Genomic DNA, 25,277 nt, shown 5'->3' on the forward strand with positions numbered 1-25,277 from the left:
ACTCTCCATTGTATGTTTGTCTGACTCACTCAAAGTTTTGACGCTTTAGTTTTTCCTTACTTGGTTGTTATATTGTATTTCAATGATCTCTTTTCTTCCGCTTTTCTCTAAAGCTTTTTTTCTGTCGTTTTTGCTTTAGATTTGCGAGTGCAAAAGTAATTAATGTTTTTGAACTGACCAAATGTTTTTGAGGAAAATTTTAAAGTTTTTTTCTGTAACCTTAACTCCTCTCAAACACTTATCTCAATTTTACTCCGCGCTCCCTTAATTGGGACTGCAAAGATACAAACTTTTCTCAATTTTCAAAATAAATTATTATTTATTTTTTTTAAATCTTCGTTTATAATTACCCTCTTCTGCGCTACCTACTATCTCTCGTTTTCAGTGGGGCAAAAGTACACCTTATTCATCAAACAATCCAAATCATTTTATACTTAAATTAAGCATTGTGGAAAAACAAATACTTAAACAGTTGGTATCAAATGGTTTAAAACAAAAACATAGTTATCCACAATATGAAATAAGATTTCAACTGTAATCCTGGGATGGAATTTTCCGGCTGTAAAGGTCAAAAACTCAATGAAAATAACAAGTGAATAAATATACTATGAAAAGAAGGGTATGCATTTCAGTTGCTATAATTAATGAACAATGATCCTTGTTATAATCAACTATCACAAGAAAAACAGTTGAACAAATATGCTATATCTTATAAAAGGTCTGACATTCTAGCCCCGATAGTAACGGTTACCCCGCAGTAAGGAAGGGATCTGAAAGAAAGCAAGGAACGAGGAGTATGAGTGAATAGCGGGATTTGCTCCAAAGAAATTAAAAAACAGCTTAATCTGTCATTTCAATTGTATGATCAAAAAAAACGCTTGACAAGCATCTTATATATATAGTATCCTAGTAAGCATCCGACAACATCGGCTACTATATCTAAAGTTTCCATGGATCTTCCCAATCCCATTTCCTCCTGAAGGATCTCTGTAAGGAAGGCATATATAAGGATGATCTGAAAAAAATACGAAAACTTAATTTTAGGAACCGCAGCAATAAAGCAAAATCCAAGCATTGCAAAAATGCTGACGTGTAAAACTTTATCGATCCCATTGAACATAAACCAATATTCATGGTTCTCTTCTCCGGGCTTGAGAAGCATATAAGTAAGAAATGCCCAATAAATGGGCAATATCTTACTAAATATTTTTGAAATCCTATCCAATGATAGCCTGATATTCTTCTGCAGTAAGTAATCCAGACTGATCAGCACTATCAGCGATCTCTAATTTAATGATCCATCCGTCACCATAAGGATCCGTATTCAACAACTCCGGCTGAGCTTCCAGCTCTGAATTGAATTCCGTAACTTTTCCTGCGATAGGCAAGAATAGATCAGAAACAGTTTTTACAGCTTCAACACTTCCAAAAACAGCTCCATTATCAAGATCATCATCAACTGTATCGATATCAACATATACGATGTCACCCAACTCTCCCTGAGCAAAATCTGTAATACCAATAGTAGCTACGTTTCCTTCAATCTTGATCCACTCGTGATCTTTAGTGTACTTTAATTCCGATGGTGTGTTCATTTTTTGATTTTTATTATTCTACAAATTTATTCAAAATTATATAAGGTTCAAAGGTTTAATAGACATCTTAAGTAAATTTTAAAAGTCTAAATGAGAAATCGCTCCCAAAGGAGCGATTTCTCATAAATATTGAGTTATTTTTTTATAATCTTATAAGGATAAGACTTACCGTCTTTATCTGTTACTTTCAAAATGTATATTCCAGTTGGATATTGTGACAAATTAATTTCAGCCTTATCCGTAGAGGATAAATTCTTTGTTATAATTTTTTTAGCATCCCCGGAATAAACTTCCAGATTATTAAAGTCTTTTCCATCACTATTGAAATCTACGTATAGAATATCTTTTGTTGGATTGGGATATACTTTAATATTTCTATAAACAATGCTTTCATGATTGGAATTTCCACTTCCGCCATTTAGAATAATTTCGCCATAGTACGGCTGATCTCTTAATACAGTTTGCCTCAAATATAATGATTCATTAGGTGTTTCTGTTATTTTTGGATTAAGCATATCATCAAATGTGAATGAGCAGGTTGGAATATCACCAGGTAAAGGTTCTTGAGGAATTGCATGAAATTCTGCTCCTGAAACTGATGAAACCGAAAACCCTGGTTTTATCACAACTGAATATTTCCCATATACATACACCTTTTCATTTCCCACAATAGGATCTGTTTTATTATCCAAGATCACCGTTTTTACATCTAATGTTCGTGTATTATAGTTATAATCATCATAAAAGCCTCTGAAAGGAAAATAGTTTATATCTGCACCTATAATATTCTTGTAAAGTGTTTTACCATTTGCTGTCCCCAAATCAAAAAGATAATGATCTAGTTTTTTTGGTCTATGATAAGCAGAAGAGTAAAGCGTCATATCGTTGTACATTGTATAAGGATGAGTAATGTAATTAAATTCTCTTATACTAAGTGTCCTGTCTATAATTATAGGGCTCACCCCCTTTTGTATTTTTACATCTAAAGTTACAAGATAATCACTATTGTATCCTGCTACATTTTTCCATTGTAAATAATTGGTTTTGCTCTTTACCCACGATCCATTTGAATTTATAAAACTCATATACTGATGGGTTGAAAAATCAGCCACTGGAGGACTACTTAATCCTGATATCCTTGCAATCCTTATGATTTCATTTCCTCTAATAATAAATTGCACCTCTCCACTTACATACTTAAAATCGTCAGAGACAGGAGGGTGAGAAACAGAATTATTCAATAAATTTATAGTCATTAATGTGAAATCAGCTAATGCTCCACTTTTATTATATATAAGCCAATATTCATTATTTGATTTTTTAGAAATGGTATAAATCCACGAGCCAGAATAATTTCCTAAAAAGATATTAGATAGTGCCGTCTGAAGCGTAAGATTAGGTGAATTGGCTGCGAAGTTATACACACTTATTTTGTTCTCATTACTGGCTTTTACAAAAGCTTTATCTTCCAATATTTTCACATCATAATAAGACTGTGAAGAAAGAGTCATTACATTATTAGAAACCATCCAAGTATTATTTGACTCATTAAAAAAATATGAATCTAATATTCTCTGGTTTCCTTGCTTTCTCTCAAGCATTAAACGATTATTATTAAACCCATTGTAGCGGTTAAATCCATCAAACGGATTCCCATTACCTACTACTACTGGTTGATAGCTTACATACAACAATTCATCATTAATAACTTTAAATGTCTGGAGCTCATTACTTATATAATTAGTACCATTTCCACTTCTTTTCACTTCTCTTATTAAAATATGAACATAATTATCAGTAATTGCCACAACATCTACTATCACAGCAACTAATTGGCCTACTGTGCCAGGATTTTTCATAACTATTGGGGCAGGCTTAATATATTTCAATTTGTTACATCCAATAATCTTGTAAATACCCCACAATTCAAACTTATTTATAACCTGTTGGTTACTTGTATTATAAATATTTGCACTTGCAGCAAACAACTGATTTGATATCATTAGTGATTGGTCGACATAACTATAATTGGTATTGGGTTCATTTATATTTTCGACTATAGTAGGAGGTCTATTATCATTTAAATAAATCTTCTTACCCCATGTATTCGAAGGATGAAGAATCTTTCCATTGATATCAATAGAGAGCTCTTCTAAAGCCCCCCCTGGATTTACAGGTATCCCCGGGTCAATAATAATGGGGGCTCCAATCACTAGAGGAGTACTTGGACAGTACGGGCCTATCGTTTGTACATTCGTACCATTAGGATTTAGCCATGGGGACATATTTAAAAAATTACTTGAAAATCTTGAATAATAAGTAAACCATTTATTACTATAAATATCTGGATTGCTACAATTAAAATAATCTGGTTTCGGTCCGGTTGATAAAGATCCGATTAACCTATCATAACTATTGAATAAGGGAGACCCTGAAGACCCTTTTTCCACGATACCACTCCTCCATGAGTTTTGTAAGAATGTTCCTTGTAAGTCTAGTTGATACGGAACACTGTAATATCCGAATAATCCTGATTGCAGTATTGGCTCATTACTTATTACAGGATATACTGTATCTATATAAGATATTTTTTTTGTATCACCGTTAGGATGATGGATACCATAAGCATTTGTATAATTTACTGAATATGAATTAGGATTATTATCCCAGCCCGCATAGCATATTTTATACTTAGCTAATTCAATGGGTGTAGCTGTTAATTTTAACAAGGCAAAGTCATTTGCACTTTGTGGGCTTTCAGTTAGCACATCACATCCTTTAACAGAATTATTTGATGGAGCATCAGAGCCATTACTAGTACATGTTTTAGCTTCATAGTTAAACAAAGTAATAACCTCGTCTTTCCAATAAATATTATTGGTATTTGAAACTCCTATACAATGGGCCGCAGTTAAAAAATACGGGGCTCCATCTTGCTTCGTATTATTTATTAGATTTCCCGAACACATTGCAGAAAAAGTACTCTGTTTAATGCCATTTATATATATAGGATACAATATCATCCCTACAGATTTAATATTCCTAGATTGGTCATTATTTCCAGTAAATTCGCATACTACATTTTTATGACAATTGCCTGCTGTGCCATAGACCCCGCCATAAAAATCATTAATTGAGTGAATTAGTTTTTCTGTTATAAGAGTCGGTTTATTTGTGCTATAAACAGGATAGGAAAGCTCTATATAAAGTGTATTGCCAGGTATAGGCTGGATCCCAAATTCTAATCCTTTATTTGTTGCGTTAGGATTATTCTTATCATTGAACTCTCCTAATATAAAGCCATCTTCATTATAAAAAAACAATTTACTGTCTTTAGATAAACGATATTTTTTAAAATATATCTGAATCGCTTTAGCGTCAGACGATTTTATTTTATATAAATAATAATATCTTCCGTCATATTCGATTCGATTATTATCATCTACAATGTTTATCTCTTTATAAAAAGACTTTCCATAAATATTTTGATTAGCATAATTGGCATCTTTTAGCAATGCTTCCTCAATTTCGCTTGAAATTCTTTGGTTATTTGCTCCTTCAGTTTCGAAATAGGGTATTGCATCTTTCAATCCTCCTATCGGCATATATCCTCCCTGGTTATTTCTATATTGAATACTAGTTGTATAATTACTATCAAAAAATATTTTCTGATATAAAAGAGGATAGCCCTCATCTGCAATCTGGCTTTTGAAAAAAATTGACCAGAATAAAACTGCAAAAAATAAGCATTTACTTCTCATGGTTTACTTATTTTTATTCTTCAGAGATTGTATTTCTGATGTCATTCTCACATTATCCTCTTCAAGCTTTTTCAAATGTTTATTCTGCTCAATTAAATAAAGAGTTAGCTCTTCTATTTTTTGTAACAGTAAATTAGTCATTTCTCCTACATTTAATCCATTTTCCTGTATTTGTCTAGCGGAAGGTATACTAGGCAAATGATTATTTTCTTTTGTGAACCTTTCAACCTCATCAAGGGTAGGAACTGTATATTCAGATTTTAAGTAAGATTTACCAGTGTAATATTTTTCAAAAACATAATCGGCCGGGATATTCAAATCCACTTTCAATTCTTCTGCATGAATTTTTCCCTTAACTGTTAATTCTGAATCCGGATTTATAGATCCAATCCCTACTCTCCCATTATTTAATATACTCATTCTCGGTTTGTTATAACCTTTTGTAAACATTCTAATCCCATCATTACCTGAAAGCCAAAGCTCAGCAGATTCAACAGTTTCAGGAGAAGCGATCCCATATTGTGCCATAGAAAAGGTGGCCTTCCTCATAAAGGGTAAATCTGTTTTATTAACTATAAATCTGGCATCATCACCAAAATTAAAAACACCGGCACCATCAACATATACATCTCCATTCACGATATGGAGTTTTCTTTTTGGTGTACTAGTCCCTACACCAATATTTCCTGTTGATGAATTCGTTGTAGTATTCACACTTCCTGTTGGTGTGTAAATCTGTGCTGAGATATAGCTCATGGCTAAAACACTCATAAAAATTAAATTCTTTTTCATCCTTGTAATAATTTGTGCAAAAATAATAATTCAACACTAAAAAATCTAACACTTGTGAATTAAAAATAAAAATCTCTTTCTGTTAACAGAAAGAGATTTTATTTCCCTTATAATAAATTTATTACGGAAGATATTAACTTTATAAACAATGAAAATTAATATCTATATTTTCAGAAAAGCAAACAATATTTTCTGAGTATATTATTTCTTCTTTTTAAATTGTTTTTTGAGCTCTTCGATTTCTTCAGCCTGTTTTTTAAGCTGCTTGTTCTGTTCGATAGAATATAAAGTAAGTTCTTCAATTTTTTGAAGAAGTTTAATTTGAAACTCACCAATATTTACTCCTTCTTTTGTCATTTTTTCCGCAGAAGCAATGTCAGGAAGATGCTTTCTTTCTTTGATGTGTTTTTCAACATCTTCTAATCTAGGTAAATTATATTTTTCATCAAAAACGAAATCAGCAGTTGGAGTTAGGGTTACTTTTACTTCCTTTGCTTCCAATTTTCCTTGAATAAAAGCGTTTCCATTTTCGCCGTTAATTACAAACGCTTTTCCCCAGTCGTAATTAGAATTCACTTTCGGTGCTATATGAAGTGTTTTCCTACCATCATCAGGGCTATGAAACACCCATGAATTGGAACCTGCACTAATGATATCACCTGTAGCCTTAAAATTTCCTGAAACATCTAAAACCTCAGTTGGGCTTTCATTATTGATCCCAAAATTACCTCCTTCTGACAAATATAAAGTTCCCCATAATGATTTTAGTTTTATAACCCCCTGTGTCTTAAAGCTAATCCCTCCCCACCAATTTGTATCTAAAACCCAGCCTGATGAAGTTAGAGTATTTGAAATTCTATAATTTGTCTGTTCTGCTGGGGTTGCCTGTGTACTTTTGGCATAAAGGTTCGTAAAAAACACATTATCCGTTTGTGCATGTAGTATATTTGTCAACATAGCAACAATACCTACTACTAAAAAATTTCTCATCATTTTTTTAATTTTTTGACAAAAATAACAATTTACGATCACATACCTATTGTTTCAAATAAAACAAAATCCCTTTCTTATTCAGAAAGGGATTAGCTAATTATATCTGTTGGTATTATCTAAAAGCCTCCGGAGTCCCCAAATGTAAATGTCGCAGACAATCCTGCTCTAACTGTAGATAGCGGAAACGCTGTAGAGATTTTATATTTAGAAGTCATCTGCTCGTAGAAAACTCTTAGATTTAAGTTCTCAGAAACGTTGTAATCCGCAGATAGCTTTATGTTCATCAATCTCTGTCCTCCAGTAACCTGTGAATCATCCAATAGGATATTTGTAATACTGGTTCTACTATCTCTTAATGAGAAGTCTCCCCTAATATTAAGATCACTTCCCTTTCCTTTACCTCTCTTTCTGGTATCATTTACTCCCAATCGGAAATTACGAATAATATACCCCAATCGAACGACATATTCTGTATTGGCATCTTCCGTAAGGGTTTGGTTTACCAATCCTAATAATAGCATTCTATTCCTATTATATTGGATACCGAACTGCATGTTGTTTCTCATCGTTACGTCAACCCCGATCAGTGGAGAGAACGACTCAACATATCCTACCTGAGAGAAAGTAAATGGATTGATATAGTTATTATTGACATCTAATAGACTACCACCTGTTGAAATTGCATTGAAATAATCAATACTTGACTGTATTCCTGTCGCAGTATAGGTAGCATTATAACTATGTAAAATATCAAACTTAGAGAATTGCCCATTGATGATTGGTACATTTCTTAAACCAGAATAAGTAACTTTCCAATTGGGTATAGGCAAGCCCGCTTTTTTGGCGTCGCCAATTCCTTTAGGTGATTTTCCTTCAACAGCTGCTCTGAATGCGGGAATTAAAACATACGCGTTTGCAATACCATATCCTTTAGTAAATCCATCGTTTCCTATCGTAGAGATATCCCCTATTTGCTGAGAAATGGCTCTGGCATTCTGTCTGATCGATTGATATACCGCTGCACCATCTTTGAAAGAAGTTTTTAAAAGTATTACTGAATTAGAATAGGTAATCAGATCATTTGCAAAAGTATAATCATGATTAGTCCTACCCAGATTCAGTCTATTATTGAACCCTGATTGAGAAAAATTCCTATTATAATTATGTAATACACTTACATCTACCCTCAGGTCATTCATTGGTACAACCTGCAAGTTAGCCCTTAGTTCTCTGGTTGACATTCTTACATAAGGGTCTGTCATATATTCAGAATCACTAATCCAGCCATTTTCCAAAACTGTTCTTCGGATATCAGCCTGTGAGCCCAATAAAAAGCCAATAGTAGGTCCACCCAATGTCTGTCCATATCCATACCAATTTGGCGCGGAAAGTAAACCTGGCAACACCGTTCCGTTATTTTCTGAATAATTCACATCTAGCTGTTTGAACGATGTAAGCATAAAGGCTGCACTCTGTAAAACAGTCAGCTTGTTTTTAAATTTATAGTTTTTAAACTTATATCTTTTCTTTTCCCACTGCTGTGTGTATACATTATTTAGTGAGTCAATTTCCTGTTTACGTTTTGAAAGCTTGGTCGCTATATTTTTGAAATATTTGAACTGTCCGAAGAATTTTGGAAAATCAGCTGTCGCAGTAGCCTGAATAACATTTGTATTTTGACCAATAGATCCTAAACTTCCTTGTGGATTGTACAATAAAGCTGTAGATCTGGCATTCCAGTTATAAGTAAATCCATAGCCCAACTCTGCATCAATAAAATCAAGATATGGTAAATATTGGAACGGAAGTTTGTAATTCAATTGTACCCTGTGGTTATACAAGACGGGTCTTCCCGATCTGAATACATTTCCAAAAATGGAAGAATTATCCATTGTGTTTACATCTACATTATCGTTCAATGTTCTTGTTGCAGAGTTGATTTCCAGTTTTAAGGACTTGGTAAAATTAAACCCTAAACCATATTGCCATCCAAAATAAAAGTTCCTGTTTCTTATCGCCTGAGACTCATCATTGAAGTTACCATTGATTATAGCATCTACACTTCTGAATTCAAGTTCATTATAATTCCTGTCAATTTCGGTTCTGAAAGAGAATCTTGTAGGTATAGGATTTAAATTAAATTCTTTGATCCATCTCAGATATTTAGTAGACTTAGCCGTATCACTTATCATTTTATTGAACGGCTTAATAACCCAAGGTTTAAAAGTATAATTATAATCTATATAACCTCTGAGGTACTGCCTGTAGTTTTTCTTTGTATAAATATCCCTGAAGAAATCATCATTATAAACAGCCGTAACTGATATGTTTTCCACATCATAGAATTTAGGCTTCTTATTAGGATTTACACGTTCTTTATGCATATTGACAACTCCTAAACTTCTCTGTTGGGTATACGTTCTTGCCACTTTTTTCAATTGCTCTCTATTTGGCGCCTTTTTAAACTCAACGTCTGTATCTAAAGGGTTATACTTTGGATCTTCAATTGTTTGAGAATAAGAGTAATTAACTGGAATTTTAACCCCGGTCTTTTCTGGTAGAAATTTATCTAAGTTTACCGCCGTATTAATACTGAATGCTGATTGTGTAGACTGATTTCTTTCTGCCGGTTTAGAATCTATATTCCCAAATCCGACAGATGTATAAGATGCACTTGTATTAACAACCGCAAAATCTCCAAGGTTAAAATTTAAACTTGCATTTCCTGCATATCCTCCCTGATTGTCTATTTCAGAAAGTCGGATTTCATTTACCCACAGTACTCTGTCAAAAGTTGTACCCCGCACAGCATCTGCATTCCTTATCCCAATAACAATAGTTGTAATATTTCCTAAACTTGGTCGTCCCTTAATGTAGATATTCTTCAATTTATCAGCCTGACCAAATACAGGATCTAGAATTCTTTTGGAAATATCGTTCGGTGAACTTTTATCTCTTCTGATCTTGGCATCCACAAAATTCTGAATTTCCAAATCAACATCATTTTCCATAGGCCATATCTCCATTGGAGTAGTAGCAGTACTTGGTGTTAGCTTCATAGATGCCTCGTATTCGTAATAGTTGTCCGCAGCGTCACTTCCAAAACGAATAAAAAATTTAGTTTTCGGATCCATAAATCCAATATTAGGATCCCTTTTACCAGGATCTTCAGCATGTACAAAGAGTTTCAATTTCTTATACCTCCTCATGTCTAAGGTCGTATTCTTAAATACCCCTCTTGACTCACTTTGTGGAAGTTCTTTTACTTTTAGATACAAAGAACTTTCATTCTGTCTCTGCACACCGGCATTTCCACTTAATATTTGCCGATCAATTCCCGGAGGTAAAACATACGGAGGTTGATTAAGTGCATTTTCTTCAATATTTACACTTCCTATTTCAAATTTTGCCAACTCAGTCTCAGAAACATTTATAGTACCTTCATTTGTTGCAGGATCTGCCGTCCCATTTGCCCCTGTAATAGCTGTGTTTTTAGGATATTTTCTCCAGTCTGATCTTACTAAATCAAAGGTTCCAAATCTCAGTGTGGAAGTCTTATCAAATCCGGTCAATAACATTCTTGCAAATCGTACATTATTTAAAACTCCCGGATCATGATCCCCAGCATCCATTACATATGAAGAAACAGGAATCCTGAATAAGTACCATTTCACCGGAGCGGTCTGTCCATTTTGAAACTGTGCCTGAACAGTTTTCATATCAACAATATTATTTTGTCCTAAAACTAAACTTTGCTGGTCCAGTTTAATCTGGTATTCGTTATAGTTTTCACTTTGATCAAGATTGTAATCTTTATTAATATCTTCAGCATCAGGAGTCTGAGATGCTACCTCGAGTGAATTGCTTTGTGAGTTTCCTTCTGGTCCTCTGAAATATTTGTATCTCTGAACCAAAGATGAAGCCTGCGTTCCTGTAAATTTTGCTGATAGATAAAACACAAAATCATCTACTGCAGGGTCAGCAAGGTTCGTCACTGGATTGGTGAATGTGTTTCCGAACCTCATGGCTTCCTGATCCGAAGTCAAACCATCATATCCGGCATCCTGCGCTGTTCTCTCTTGTCCTTCACTTGAAAAGGCATAAAGGATAGGAGGTTGCTTTGGCTGAATTCCCCAGTTTGAGCTTGTTGTTACAGAAGGTGTGGATGGTGTTGGTAATCCATTTTCATATTGCATATACCCATCCTTTAAAATATCTTCAGACACATTACCTAAATGAAGTAGTAACTTCGGATCCACACCCAGGGTGTTTCCGTCAGCATACGGATCCATCATCCAGAATTCTACATATTCGATATTGGAGTTTACAAAATTGGATACACTGATAGGTCTCATCATCCCCGACCATCTTTGCTGAGTAGTTTCATTATTAGGATTTACATTATAAGGCCCTTTTTCTGCTGGATAATAAGAGATATCCATAGTATTTAAAAAGGTCTGTTCACCAGCAACAAAATCCCTGTTATTGTAGATCTCTGAGTATTGTACTCGTCTAGAAGCATGATTAGATACGGACTGAGGTGTAATTCCTGCGGGAGCCCTTCCTCCAATTCCCCAAAATCTCGGATCAATTGTATACCAGGATAAGAGTCCTCTTCCATATCCATTAGTAATGTCATTACCTGCCCCTGCTCCCTGAAATACTCCTCCTGATTTTTCCGGTTTTGAGGCTAAACTCCAGGCAGCTGGTTCTTTTAATGATATTTTGGATGTTGTTTGCTCAAAATCATCAATATAAGACTGATCATTTGTTCCTTTATTCAATCCAGGAAGCAAATAAGCACCTTCCATTTTAAAGTTTAGATTAGATGGAGCTTCAGTCTTCACCATCGGAATTTTATTGGTCAATCTTGTCAGGAATGGAACCTGATTGTTGTACATCAAATTGATGCCGGCCATAGTGTTATTTACTGCCTCCTGTCCATAATTTACCTTTTGAGTGAGCGGAGACTCAGAATAATTGACAACAGTTGCTCCTAAGATAAAATTCTCATTAAATCTTCTTTCTAAATTTAATCCTAAAAATCTTTTTCTCTGTGTATTAAAAGTTAACTGGTTTTCCAGTGAGATGTTAATTGCCTGACCAGATTGTTTTACATTCTCATTGATAATTGTAACCGTTCCCAGCATATAATCTACGGTATAATCAATCCCTTCGGTTAACTGTACTCCATTCGCAGAAACTTTTACGGAACCTTGTGGCACATTGACCGCTCCCAAAGAAATCCCCTGTCCTGTAGTTCCTTTGTAACGTCCCTCTAAAGTGTACCGTTTAGGAACATAGGTTGCAAATTGTTTTTGCTGGTTATAAATATCTGTTTGCACATAGGTAGGATCACTACTTCCAAGTACATTGCTCATATAGCTTCCGAACGGCTGTGTTTTCGTAAAGATGATCTTTCCTGTTTCCGGCCTTATGGTTATTCCATTGACAAAATCAAAAAGGCCGTCACCTGTTCCTCCACCACTATTATTTTGTATATCGCCGTTCATATTCAAACGGTCCCAGTTTAAGAGTTTCAATAAATTAGTGTCTTTAACACTTGTGTTAGGAAGATAATTAACCTTACCTCCTGTCTGGGCATCTCTATAAAGAACATTCAATATAAATCCATCCTGGCTTATCTGTCCTGCGTCTAAAGCATAAATATTCTTCATCATCAGAGGCCACATCGGAGACGAAACATCAATTTTCGTTGATCTCAGGACTTTTGTAATCAGTACAGGACTTTCTTCAGAAAATTCCCCAACTTTATATACTTTATTTGTTCCATCCGTATATGAATAAGATACCGCTAAAATCTGATTATCATTCAATTTTTGATTTAGCGAGATATATCCTAGCTGTGGCTGTAATGTATATTCACTGGCATTTAGCCTTCTCGCTTTTTTATTAAAAATATAATGAACATTATTATTATAAGTCTCTGTACCTCCGGTTGCAACAGGCAGTGATTGTCCCTGTATCAGGTCTGCATAGTTTACACCTGCATCACGTGGTATAGGTCCCATTGTGGTGGAAACTGTCTGGTAAAGATTATTATTAGGGTTGTCTGGTAGTGATCCACCCATATCTCCCAGGTCCCTGATACCAACAATGCTCTTTTGAGCCGCCAGATTACTGTTGCCCTGATCTAAAACATATACTTCAAGCCTTGTAATATTAACTCTGGAGTTGATCTGCGGATAATTAGCCAAGGCATTATCATAATTATCCAGGAAGTAATGACTTAAAAAGAAGTGCTGATTATCTTCATAATCAATTGCGTCTATTTTAAAGGTGTTTACAGCACCTCCACCCTGTACAACTATATTTCTTGCTTCTCCCTGCTGTTGAGATAAGACTACTGTTCCAAAAGTTTTCCCTAATTGAAACTCAGTCTTCACCCCGAATAACGATTGGGAACCCCTGATTAAACTCGTAGAAAGCGGCATATTTACATTACCAAATTCCACCCTTTTAATGATCCTGTCTTCTGAACCTGCTCCGGGTGAATTCACATCTCCAAGCCCTTTAGTCTGCAGGTCTTTCCAGCTTCCTTTAGACTGCCAGACTAAATTCATCCTGTTTTCAAATGCAAAACCACTTTGAGTATCATAGTTGGCCTTGAGCTGCAAATTTTCTCCTACTTTACCCAGTAAACCGAGCTGAATTCTCTGATTGATATCAAAGGTAAAACTGGTTCTGTTTTGCGGTAAGATTAAAGGGTTATCAATCTTTTGATACAATCCTGCAAAGTCAAAGGAAGCAAATCCTGTAGGGATAATTTCTATTTTATTGCTTCCGAAAATTGTTTCAAAAAGTTTATTTCGGATAGTTAATGCCGGAATTAATCCTCTTCTCTGTGCATCGCTTTTATCTTTTCTGAAGAGTAGATTATACTTATCCGATTTATCTTTGTAATAAGCCTTGGTCTGGCTTGCCATCATGAATTCCTTATATTCCTGAGGCGACATTGCAGTCGGCGGTCCGGTTACTGTATTTCCTATTTTCGGATATACATAATACATTCCGGTTTTTATATCGTAAAAGGCTTCAAATTGAGTAGGATCAGCCAGTTCATAGTCCTTCTTTATAATTGCAGTGTCACGTCTTACCTGTGCAAAGGTAGTTACTGACATACATAAGAACGACAGGAACAAAAATATATTGAGATACTTATTATTTGCCACCAAATGTTAAAGGTTTTTTAAAATTTGTTTTACCAATTCTTCTACCGAAATGCTTGGATTTTGTTTCATCATGCGGTCGGCGATTTTTTCGCTCATGCGTTTAGGAATTCCTAAAACTTCTAATGCAGATAACGATTCTTCCTTGATTTTATTATTCACCTGTGTAGAAATATTTTCCTCGAGACCATTGAATTTTTGGACTTTATCTTTCAAATCCACAATGATTCTTTCTGCTGTTTTAGCGCCAATACCCTTGGCTTTTTGAATGAGGGCACTGTTTCTCGAAAGTATAGCTGTGGCAATCTCATCAAGGCTTAAAGTAGATAGTAAAATAAGTGCTGAAACCGCTCCTACACCATTAACACTTATTAACAAATTAAACATCTCTTTTTCTAAACGACTGTTAAAGCCAAACAACAAATGAGCATCTTCACGAATGATTTGCTGGATGAATAAAAAAGTCTCTTTATTAAGAGTAAGAGTTTGCGAGGTCATTAAACTAATACCTGTATAATAACCAACTCCATTAACGTTGATTACAGCATAAGTTGGCGTAAGTTCTTGAACAATGCCTTGTAAAGAAAATATCATTATTAATTTTTAAAACTCCCAAATATAGTAATTTAAACTAATTAATGTTTTCATTTCACGCACGAATGATTTTTAACTTAATTTTTGAGGTGATACTCAACCATTTGGTTGAAAAACAAAAAACTCCAAAATTTGGAGTTTTTAAATATTTAATCGAAGAATTTTTTAAAGAAACTATTTTTTAGCTTCTCTTCTCTGGGCATCAAGAACCGCCACTGTTGCAAGATTTACAATTTCATCTACACTTGAACGCATTTGTAAAACATGCACAGGTTGTTTTAATCCCATAAGAATAGGTCCAATCACTTGGGCAACTTTCATCCCTCTGATAATTTTATAAGATAAATTAGCACTTTCAAGATTAGGGAATATAAATGTATTTGCCGGAGTTTCTCCTAATTTTGAAAATGGATAATCACTAAGGTGATCCGCATTCATAGCAAAATCAGGTTGAATTTCACCATCTACAATCATTTTAGGATACTTTTCATGTAAAATACTTACTGCTTTTGCAACTTTTTTAGAAGTTTCAGAGATCGCAGCAAAATTCTCGAATCCAAGCATTGCAATTCTTGGTTCAATAGCAAAAGATTTAATAGTAATCTCCGCCATTCTTGCAATATTTACAAGATCTTCCGAAGTAGGATTATTATTAATAGATGTATCAGCAAAGAAAATCGGTTTCTTTTCAGAAAGGATCATCATCATTGCTGCCACTTTATCTACTCCTTTTTCTTTTTCAATAATCTCTAAAACAGGACGTAAAACGGATGCATAATTTTTAGAAAAACCTACAATCAGCGCATCTGTATCGCCATGCTTCAACATTAAAGGACCAAAGTAATCCCTTTGACGCACAAACCTTTTAGCCTTGTATTCATTCATTCCTTTTCTTTGACGAAGTTTCCAAAGCGTTTCTCTATATTTTTTCCTGTTTTCTTCCTGATCATCATCATTCGGATCAATAATCGGTACATCCAGATTAATTCCGTAACGTTCCATTTGCTCCTTGATGTATTTCTTTTCGCCCAACAAACTTGGATAAGCAATTCCTTCTTCATAAAGAATCTGAGCCGCCTTCAATACGTTGTATTCTTCTGCATTTCCTAAGGTCACCCTTTTTGGATTGGATTTCGCACGGCTTTGCATCATCCTTACCAATTTTTCATCTCTTCCCATTCTATCAAGAAGCTGATGTTCATACTCTTCAAAATCAGAAATAACTCTACCAGCAACTCCACTTTCAATAGCTGCTTTTGCCACAGCACTGGAAACCCTGGTAATTAACCTGTTATCAAATGGTTTTGGAATAAAATACTCTCTACCGAACTGAAGGTTTTGAAGATTATAAGCCAAAATAACAGCTTCAGGAACTGGTTCTTTTGCCAAATCTGCAATTGCATGAACAGCTGCAAGCTTCATTTCTTCATTAATTCCTTTCGCCTGTACATCAAGTGCACCACGGAAGATGTAAGGAAAACCAAGTACGTTATTAACCTGATTAGGAAAATCACTTCTACCGGTTGCCATAATTACATCCTTACGTGTTTCAATAGCAATGTCATAAGCAATCTCAGGATCAGGATTTGCCAATGCAAAAACAATAGGATTTTCATTCATACTGTTGAGCATTTCCGGGGTCATTACATTTCCTTTAGATAACCCGACAAAGACATCAGATCCTTTTACAGCATCTTCCAGACTCTCAATATCAGTCTGAGCGATAAAATCTAGTTTTTCAGGAGTCAGGTTTTCTCTCTTATGATTGATAACTCCCTTACTGTCGCACATTAAAACATTTTCTTTCCTGAGGCCTAATGAAATATACAGTTTAGTGCAAGCAATAGCCGCAGCACCGGCACCATTTACCACCATTTTTACGTCCTCAATATTTTTATTGGCAATCTGTAAAGAATTAATCAGTGCAGCAGCAGAGATAATAGCCGTCCCATGTTGGTCATCATGCATCAACGGAATATCCAATTCCTCCTTTAATCTCTGTTCAATATAGAATGCTTCAGGAGCTTTTATATCTTCAAGGTTAATTCCTCCAAAAGTTGGAGCAATCCCTTTTACAATCTGAATAAATTTATCAGGATCTTTCTCATTGATCTCAATATCAAAAACATTGATATCAGCAAAAATTTTAAATAACAGCCCTTTTCCTTCCATTACAGGCTTCGATGCTTCCGGTCCAATGTCACCTAATCCTAAAACAGCTGTACCATTAGAAATTACAGCTACAAGATTACCTTTTCCGGTATAATCATAAACAGTCTCCGGCTTTTCGTGAATCTCCATACAAGGAACAGCCACTCCGGGAGAATATGCCAAAGACAAATCTCTTTGAGAAGAGTGGGGTTTGGAAGGGATCACCTCGATCTTCCCTTTGGGTTCAGCTTTGTGGTAATCTAATGCGGCTTGATTAAAGTTCTTTTCGTCGCGATGGATTTTATTTGACATAGAGTGTATTTTTTTATAGTATATATTTAATATGGTAATTTACTAAACTTTCAATCGGTTTTTGTACAATATTACCAATGTTTAAATTAAGTTCTGCAGCTGCAGAGCGAAGAATATCTTCATAATAATAAGCAATAGATCCGATAAAGTTAATTTCGGCATCCTTTGATTCTTCATAAGGAAGAACCTGGTATTCAAAGAAATTTCTCATCTCCTCGAAAACCATTTTTTGAAAGTATGGGTGATCCTTCCGTTCTACAACGAATTTATTGAAATTAGCCAAATAAGCATTTGGCCTTGAGGTATGGTACATATTCTTTAATGCCTCCTCAATTGTTAACTGATAGATTTCCTCAAATTCTACATGTAGGTCCTGAGGAAGTTTCTGCATGAAAAAGCGACGTACCAATTGTTTACCAATTGCACTTCCACTACCTTCATCACCAATAAGAAATCCCAGAGAAGGTAACTTTATTTTTAGATTTTCCCCGTCAAAATAACAAGAATTGGATCCCGTTCCCAGAATGCAAACAATAGCAGGCTTCCCAGTATAAGCGGCATACGCAGCAGCCATCAGATCTTCTTTTGCTAAAACATCAGCTTTAGTAAAAAATTTACCCAATTCTCTTTCGATAGTCGCACAGTTTTCAGGGATACCACATCCTGAACCATAGAAAAAAACCTTTGTTATTGAGTTTTTAACAGCACTAAGGTTGATGTTTTTTTCAATTTCGGGTACAATAAGTTCTGCGGCAATATTATTGGGATTAAAACCAATAGTCTCCGTCTTCATAAAGACCTTTTTAAAGTCATCTAAAATTACCCAATCACATTTGGTAGAACCGCCATCAACAATAGCAACCATATATTACATTTTAGTTTAAGGATGCTAAATTATGAATTTTATCTCTAAATAGCTTCACAAAGAAGCCACAACGTGACTGGTATAACTAATGTTTTATATCATCTTTTTTTTCATTGAACTGTATCAGCCAGTCCTGAATTTCATCTTCCAGATAAGAAGCCTGTAACATCATCGCATTGATAAAATCATCTGGCACCTGTTCACCCTTGGAGTTTTCAAGATTCCAAAGCTCATCAGACATATTTTCATATTCAGAATATACTCTCCTGAAACGGGAATTTTCCTTCTCAAGAGCTTCAATATTTTTCTGTTGGAGCTGGAATTTTCTGTATTTGTTTTGACTTTTCATACAAATATTGTTATAAATTGGGTTATAAATTTGTGGAGAATGCTTTCAATCGGGCATTACAAGATAGAAAAAACCATCAACACAACTGGCTGAAAATGAATTTATTATCAGGTACTTTTTATTTACTTCTGAAATTAAATTTAGAACTATTTTTGATTTAAAAAAAATATTTAACATCTTTTTTTACTGTTTAACATATAGTTATAAATTTGCACATCAGATAAATTCGATGAGAGAATTAATACTACGTCAGAAACAAATATTGTTCTTCATAATAGCAGGAGGACTCAGTGCTGTTATGGAGATAGGAAGTTTTAAGATCTTCAGCACATATCTTCCTCAATTTTTGCATTCGGAAACAAATTTTCATGGAATCCATTATCCATTGAGTAATATTTTTTCTACCTGCTGCGGAATTATCAGCAATTATTTTTTAAGCATCTGGTTTGTTTTTGAAAGAGGAAAACATTCAAAAAGAAAAGAATTTGCCTATTTTATGATTATCTCTTTTATTTCAACACTACTCAGCCTTAGTTTCTTTCAAATATTTTACAGCTTTGTATTTAAAGATAATATCAATTTAATTTTTTATACCTTGAGTCCAGAAATTCTGAGTAAGATCGCTGCGATTTTATTGGTTTCAATTCTTAATTATTCTGTCAAGAAGAAAGTAATTTTTAATGGTTAGTTTGTGGTAAAGATTTTAAATTATTTGTGGAGATTCTGGCTTCTGATATTAGCCTTTTTTTTAACGATCATTTTTGGAATACCTGTTTATATTTTATCCTTTAGCAAAAAACACTACAGATATGCCTATCAGTTTATCCGCTTTTGGTGTTACGGAATGTTTTATGGTATGGGGCTTCGCTATGAGCTGATTAATCTTACGGATAAAAAGATTGACAGAAAAAAACAATATGTAGTTATTTCCAACCATACCTCTATAATGGATATTATGCTTCCATGCATTCTATTTCCACATCACCCTCTTTGTTATGTAGGAAAAAAGGAGTTAGTGAAAATTCCTATTTTCGGCACCATCTATAAAAGGATCTGCGTTATGGTAGACCGAAGTAGTGCCAGAAGCCGTGCAGATGTTTATAGAAGATGTGCTGAAAAAATGGAAGAGGGAAATAGTATTGTTATTTTTCCGGAAGGCGGTGTGCCTGACGACACGTCTATTCTTCTGGACGAATTCAAAGACGGACCTTTTACCTTATCTACAAAACATCAGTCTCCGATAGCAGTCTTTACTTTTATTGGCTTGAAAGAAATGTTTCCCTTCGATAATTCTAAAGGCCACCCCGGTAAAGTAAAGGTTTATTTCAATGATATTATGGAGCCTTCGGCATCTCAAAAGGATATGAAAACGCAAGCTTTTAACGAAATAAAAAAAACCTTGCTAGAACGCTCTATTTAAAAGAAATAATTATATTTGTTATTAAGAAATCTTTAACAAACATGTCGAATTATTCTAAACAAACTAATTGGGGACAGTTTATCCCATTAGTCACTGTATTTTTTTTCTGGGGATTTGTTGCAGCAAGTAATGATATTTTGATCCCAGTTTTCCAAAAAGCTTTTAATTTAAGTCAAACCGAAAGTATGCTGGTGCAGATCTGTTTTTATGTCGCCTATACTGTTGGTTCTTTAATTTATATGGTTATTTCTAAAGGTATTAAGCAAGATCTGGTTAACAGGATCGGATACAAAAACGGATTAATTGCCGGGCTTCTTATTTCTGCCGCTGGAACCCTATTATTTTATCCAGCAGCCAATTTGGGATCGTTCCCACTGATGATATCAGGTTTGTTTATTGTTGGATTAGGTTTTTCTTTACAACAAATCGTAGCCAACCCATTGGCAATTGAGGTAGGACCTACTGAAACCGGATCACAAAGGTTAACAATGGCAGGAGGAATCAATAACCTGGGAACTACAATTGGACCACTGATTGTTTCTTTTGCTATTTTCGGATCTGCTGCTGCTGCCAATACAGAAGCGAGCATCGAAAGTGTAAAAACGCCTTATTTAATACTAGGAGTGGCCTTTGTTTTAGTTGCAATCATGCTTAAATTCTCCTCTCTTCCAGCAGTTACTCCAACCAATTTAGAAGACACAGATGACGCTGTTCCGGGAGAACATAGAAAATCAGCTTTTCAATATCCACAGCTGGTACTTGGAATGATCGCTATTTTTGTTTACGTGGGTGTAGAAGTTTCTACAGCGAGTAACTTACCTGCTTATATGGAGAAACATTTAGGTTTTGCAACAAAAGATGTTGCTCCTTACATATCTTTATATTGGGCTTCTCTCATGATTGGTCGTTGGACCGGTGCTGTTGAAGCTTTTGATCTGAGTGCCGGATTTAAAAAGATTTTACGATTTCTAGCTCCTTATTTAGCTTTTGGTGTATTTTTACTAGTAAATGCAATCGCAAAACACGATCTCAATCATTTTTATGTTTATGCGTTTATCATCATAGCAATGATCATCTGTGACATTCTGAGTAAGGGAAATCCAGCCAGGATGCTTCTTATATTTTCCTGCGCAGGAATTACCGCTTTATTAATAGGAATGTTTACTACAGGAATGGTTTCAGTATATGCCTTCACAAGCGTAGGATTATTCTGTTCAACACTCTGGCCTTGTATTTTCGCTTTGGCTATCAATGGTCTTGGTAAGCATACAAACCAAGGTTCCGGATACCTGATCATGATGATTATGGGAGGGGGAATAGTAAGTATTATTCAAGGTTATGTAGCCGACCTCACCTCTATTCATTTCAGTTATATTGTGGGTGTAATTTGCTTTGCTTATCTGGCATTCTATGCAATCCGTGTAAGTGGAATCTTAAGATCTCAGGGAATTGATCTTGACAAAATTTCAAAAGGTAGTGGACACTAAAAATATACATACATATAAGAAAAAAAGATTTTGGGCAGGTATATTACTTGCCCAATTCTTTTTGTTTTTTGCGTTTTCAAAATCACAATTATTCATTTCTGTTTTTGAAAAGTTTTTTGAACTACAAAAGGTATTTCATCAGATTATATTCTCATGGATCCCTTTCTCATTTGGAGATGTTTTATACGTCCTACTGGGCATTGTCTGTGTATACCTTATTTTCCAGCTTTTCAATAGGAAAAAGAGAAATAGTTCCTTACTAAAATTTTTAGTACTGATTAATCTATTTTATTTTTCTTATCAAGTTTCATGGGGAATGCTGTATTTTCAGACCCCGATAATTAAAAAATTAAGAAATCAGGAAAGACCCAATATAGAAAAAGCCAGAAGGCTGGCTTTGATATATCTTGAAAAATGTAAATCTACCCGACAACTTGTGTCCGAGGATAAAAACGGAATCTTTGTGATCCGTAATTTAAAAATCATTCAAAAAGAAATTCTTTCGCAGCAATTAATGCTTCCCCAGTACATTTCAGATAAAAAAGTAACGGCAGTAAATTCAATCAAACCGAGTTTATTCAAGGATATAATGAATTTCACAGGCATCCTAGGGTACTATAATCCATTTACTGCAGAAGCACAATACAATTCCAAGCTTCCCTCTTCGTTTATTCCATTTACTCTAGCCCATGAAACATCCCATCAATTAGGATTCGCAAGAGAGCAAGAAGCCAACTTTGTTGGATATCTGGTGGGCATCAACTCTAAAAATTCAGATTTGCGATACAGCACTGAATATTTTACATTAAAAAGTCTTTTAAGGTTTATTGCAGAGGAAGACCCTGCGTTTGCAAAAGCAGTAATAAAAAATTATTCTTCTGGGATGAAAAGGGATCGCTTATATGAAAAGAGCTTTATTTTAAAACATCAGGGATGGCTTGATGACTTCTTTGGTTTTACGAATAATTTATTTTTACAAAGCAATCAACAGGAAGGCTCCGTAACCTATTCCTATTTCATTGATTTACTGTTGAATTATGAACAATAAAAAAGAATCGTATCAGGCGATACGATTCTAAAAACACAAATGATGAAAAAAAATTTATTACCTTGACTTGTTCCCTCATTCAAGGCGATGTAAAAGTACAACAATATTTATAAAAACAAAAACATTTTTATTTATTTGTAAAACTTTATGAAAACTTTATGATTTTTTAAGTTTATTTGAGTTTACACCAAATATATTTTTCCTGTAGTAAATTTTACTTTTAAATAAAAAAAAATGTAGATTATTGAATTATAATTAAAAAATTCACTAAATAAAGCAATAAAACAAAATTTAAAATTTATCACTTTTATATAAATAACTCTACTTTTCGATAGTTGGAATTTCTATATAACTATCATTATACCATTCAATATTCAATGGTTCTGTAGCATCATCAATTGTTTCTTCACTTACATCCTTTCCAGTACCATAATTGACCTGATATGCTGAATTCTTGTTTACTCCTAAAATTACAACCAATTTACTTCCTTTAGGTATTTTTTTACTAACAAACATCGAATTTACGACCGGAATGGTTTCAATTTTTCCAGGCTCAAGAAGACGTCTTTTTTCTCTGTTTTCAGCGTAGCTGGCCCTTCCAAGAAAGTCGGATAAAAAGAATATTTTATTATCTGGCTTTATCTGGATTAAGGATATTGTAATATCCATATCTTTTTTATTCAGAGCCGCTTTTATCTGTGCATTAAATGCACCACTAATAATAAGATCTTTATCCAATACCTCTGTCTGATAAACAAGAGAATTATTTATCTTTATACTATCACTTTTTCCTACTTTAAAATATACATCTTTATCGTCTCTATTTTTAAAATCAACTGTTTGTTTTGTTGAATTCAATACACCAGGTTTATCTTTAGTCAAAACCAATTGTTCATTTTCTTTTTTTGTGAAATAAAGCTTTAGTTTACTATTATGCGATTTTTCTAAGGCAGGTACATGGAGCCACTCATTAGTGTCCATTATTTGAATATTTATCTTGTCTTTTAAAAGTTCAGGTTTCATCCCGTCTTTCAGAATATAATCAAACCAAGAGAAAGCGAGATCGCTTATATTGATTCTGGCCACAGGATCTACTTTATATCCTCTTAATATATTTACACCATAACTTTGAGCTCCTCCATGATCGTAAGGCCCCATTACAACATAGTGATTGGCATTTTTATTATATTTAAGATGTTCCCGGAAATAGTACATCGCTCCAAGCTGATCGTCATCATAAAACCCCGTTGTGGTAAGAACAGGAATATTAATTTTTGAAAAATCTTCTTTGTAAGGGACCATATCTTTCCAAAATTTATCGTAGCTTGGATGGTCCAGCCATCTTTGAAAAATTTTATCTCTTATACCTTTTACAGAATTAAGAGCTCTAAAGGACTTTCCGCTTTTATACCAAGCTGTATTAATAGAATCCCATTTTGCAAAATTCCGGAAATCAGATTCATCTGTTAATTTGTTGTTAGTGACATATGCTATCCATTGCAGCATATAGCTCATAAATACATTATTAGTCATCGGATAATCAATTCCAATTCCTACGGAAACCTGAGGTACAATTGTTTTTAGCGCTGGATGTAGTTTTTTCACGGCTCCCCACTGACTGAAGCCTAAGTAACTACCACCAATCATCCCAACTTTTCCGTTACACCACGGCTGTTTACTGATCCAGTCGACTACATCATAAAGATCATGCGATTCATGCTCGAAAGGCTCTATTTCATCCGGACTATTTCTCTTCCCACGCGTATTTACAACCACTCCGACATAATCGTATGCTACAGCTCTTTTTCCAACAGCATAATCATATTTTCCGGCATAGATATTATTGGTAAGAATAACCGGCAAAGGTTTTTCATTCCCTTTCCTACGCATAATTGTTATTTCAACATTGCCCCCACCGCTTGTTTTTAAATTAAATGACTCAATCGTATATCTTTCTTTATCTTTTAAAATTAAAAGGTCTGTCACTTTAGATTGAATTTGAGAAGAAACCTTTAGATCCAGGTAACTCATAGCAAGCCCCAATGCTGCCGCATTCGCAATACTATCATTCTTCAGTGCCATCAAGCCTTTTTTCAATTTTGTTCTCTGTAATGGAATATCTTCACTAAAGATTTCAGCCACCCGGAATGAATATTTTTCAGGAAGCTCAGCATATTTAATATTAAAAGCTTTTTCCAGTGCTTTTGGAAAAACCGTTCTTTCATTTTTTTCAATATCTTTAGCTAAAGCATATATTTCATAGTTAACAAATCTGGTACAGGCATATTTACTGTTTGCAAAAACATTTCTGTATTTCCCAATAGTTGTAACGGCGTTTTTAAAACGACCTGCTAAAATTTCCAATTTCAGTTGCTTTTCCAAAGAATCTAATCCTTTAGATTTTTCATATTTCCCAACTGACTTGGCAGCAAAATCTGAAATATTTTTTTCGAGAATTAAGGAATCATTTGCAGCCTTTGCTGAAAAGTATATTTTTTGTGCTGACATGGTATTGATAAAGAACAATACGATAATTACCAGTTTTATTTTCATTTTAATAATATTTATAATATTTGTGATCTTTGATAGAAATAAATTAGTAAAGCCTCTTATCACAAAAATAAGAATAATTCATAACCCGAAGATTAATCTTTCAAAAGATCAATCTAAACACCTGGCTTTCAAAACGCTTTAGCTAACATTCGACCGTAATCAACAAA

The 25,277-nt window shown here is 34.3% G+C and carries 15 protein-coding genes; 4 read left to right on the top strand and 11 right to left on the bottom strand.

Features of this window, described 5'->3' with window-relative positions:
- Positions 1-865: 865 nt before the first annotated feature.
- The 10 genes from G9C87_RS19230 to G9C87_RS19275 all read right to left on the bottom strand — a co-directional run bounded on the left by G9C87_RS19230 (position 866) and on the right by G9C87_RS19275 (position 18,602).
- Positions 866-1,192, bottom strand: coding sequence for a VanZ family protein (locus tag G9C87_RS19230; protein WP_172284192.1), 327 nt, complete (start codon positions 1,190-1,192; stop codon positions 866-868).
- A gap of 25 nt (positions 1,193-1,217) precedes the next feature.
- The gene (gene gcvH / locus G9C87_RS19235) at positions 1,218-1,595 is read right to left on the bottom strand and encodes a glycine cleavage system protein GcvH (RefSeq protein WP_172284194.1); all 378 of its coding nucleotides are present in this window, start codon (positions 1,593-1,595) and stop codon (positions 1,218-1,220) included.
- 134 nt (positions 1,596-1,729) lie between these two features.
- A complete protein-coding gene (locus G9C87_RS19240) occupies positions 1,730-5,356 on the bottom strand; it encodes a T9SS type A sorting domain-containing protein (RefSeq protein WP_172284196.1) in 3,627 nt (1,208 codons plus the stop codon).
- Between the two features lie 3 nt (positions 5,357-5,359).
- Positions 5,360-6,148 (bottom strand): hypothetical protein, encoded by a 789-nt coding sequence (locus G9C87_RS19245; RefSeq protein WP_172284198.1) that lies wholly within the window; start codon positions 6,146-6,148, stop codon positions 5,360-5,362.
- A gap of 201 nt (positions 6,149-6,349) precedes the next feature.
- Positions 6,350-7,141 carry a hypothetical protein gene (locus G9C87_RS20820; RefSeq protein ID WP_228457056.1) on the bottom strand — a complete coding sequence of 264 codons (792 nt, stop codon included), beginning with the start codon at positions 7,139-7,141 and terminating at the stop codon, positions 6,350-6,352.
- A gap of 116 nt (positions 7,142-7,257) precedes the next feature.
- Entirely contained in the window at positions 7,258-14,283 is a 7,026-nt protein-coding gene (gene sprA, locus G9C87_RS19255) for a cell surface protein SprA (protein WP_172284200.1), read from the bottom strand.
- 57 nt (positions 14,284-14,340) lie between these two features.
- Entirely contained in the window at positions 14,341-14,925 is a 585-nt protein-coding gene (ruvA, locus tag G9C87_RS19260; RefSeq protein WP_172284202.1) for a Holliday junction branch migration protein RuvA, read from the bottom strand.
- Positions 14,926-15,099: 174 nt separating this feature from the next.
- Positions 15,100-17,388 carry an NADP-dependent malic enzyme gene (locus G9C87_RS19265; RefSeq protein WP_172284204.1) on the bottom strand — a complete coding sequence of 763 codons (2,289 nt, stop codon included), beginning with the start codon at positions 17,386-17,388 and terminating at the stop codon, positions 15,100-15,102.
- A gap of 13 nt (positions 17,389-17,401) precedes the next feature.
- Complete coding sequence (locus G9C87_RS19270) at positions 17,402-18,253, bottom strand: BadF/BadG/BcrA/BcrD ATPase family protein (protein WP_172284206.1); 852 nt, start codon at positions 18,251-18,253, stop codon at positions 17,402-17,404.
- An 85-nt stretch (positions 18,254-18,338) separates the two neighbouring features.
- A complete protein-coding gene (locus tag G9C87_RS19275; RefSeq protein WP_172284208.1) occupies positions 18,339-18,602 on the bottom strand; it encodes a hypothetical protein in 264 nt (87 codons plus the stop codon).
- A gap of 229 nt (positions 18,603-18,831) precedes the next feature.
- On the opposite strand from G9C87_RS19275, the gene G9C87_RS19280 reads away from it, so the two are divergent.
- The 4 genes from G9C87_RS19280 to G9C87_RS19295 are packed head-to-tail and all read left to right on the top strand — an operon-like array spanning position 18,832 to position 22,557.
- A complete protein-coding gene (locus G9C87_RS19280) occupies positions 18,832-19,290 on the top strand; it encodes a GtrA family protein (protein WP_172284210.1) in 459 nt (152 codons plus the stop codon).
- A 3-nt stretch (positions 19,291-19,293) separates the two neighbouring features.
- Complete coding sequence (locus tag G9C87_RS19285; protein ID WP_172284212.1) at positions 19,294-20,022, top strand: lysophospholipid acyltransferase family protein; 729 nt, start codon at positions 19,294-19,296, stop codon at positions 20,020-20,022.
- Between the two features lie 41 nt (positions 20,023-20,063).
- Positions 20,064-21,509, top strand: a complete 1,446-nt coding sequence (locus tag G9C87_RS19290; protein ID WP_172284214.1) for an MFS transporter — start codon at positions 20,064-20,066, stop codon at positions 21,507-21,509.
- On the top strand, positions 21,499-22,557 hold the full coding sequence (locus G9C87_RS19295; protein WP_172284216.1) for a DUF3810 domain-containing protein: 1,059 nt from the start codon (positions 21,499-21,501) through the stop codon (positions 22,555-22,557). The genes G9C87_RS19290 and G9C87_RS19295 overlap by 11 nt, the downstream gene beginning before the upstream one ends.
- Positions 22,558-22,878: 321 nt before the next feature.
- Here G9C87_RS19295 and G9C87_RS19300 read toward each other — a convergent pair whose 3' ends face one another.
- The gene (locus G9C87_RS19300; protein WP_172284219.1) at positions 22,879-25,110 is read right to left on the bottom strand and encodes a CocE/NonD family hydrolase; all 2,232 of its coding nucleotides are present in this window, start codon (positions 25,108-25,110) and stop codon (positions 22,879-22,881) included.
- Between the last annotated feature and the right edge of the window lie 167 nt (positions 25,111-25,277).

Source organism: Chryseobacterium sp. LAM-KRS1 (assembly GCF_013184525.1).
In the GTDB taxonomy this organism is placed as follows: Bacteria; Bacteroidota; Bacteroidia; order Flavobacteriales; family Weeksellaceae; genus Chryseobacterium; species Chryseobacterium proteolyticum.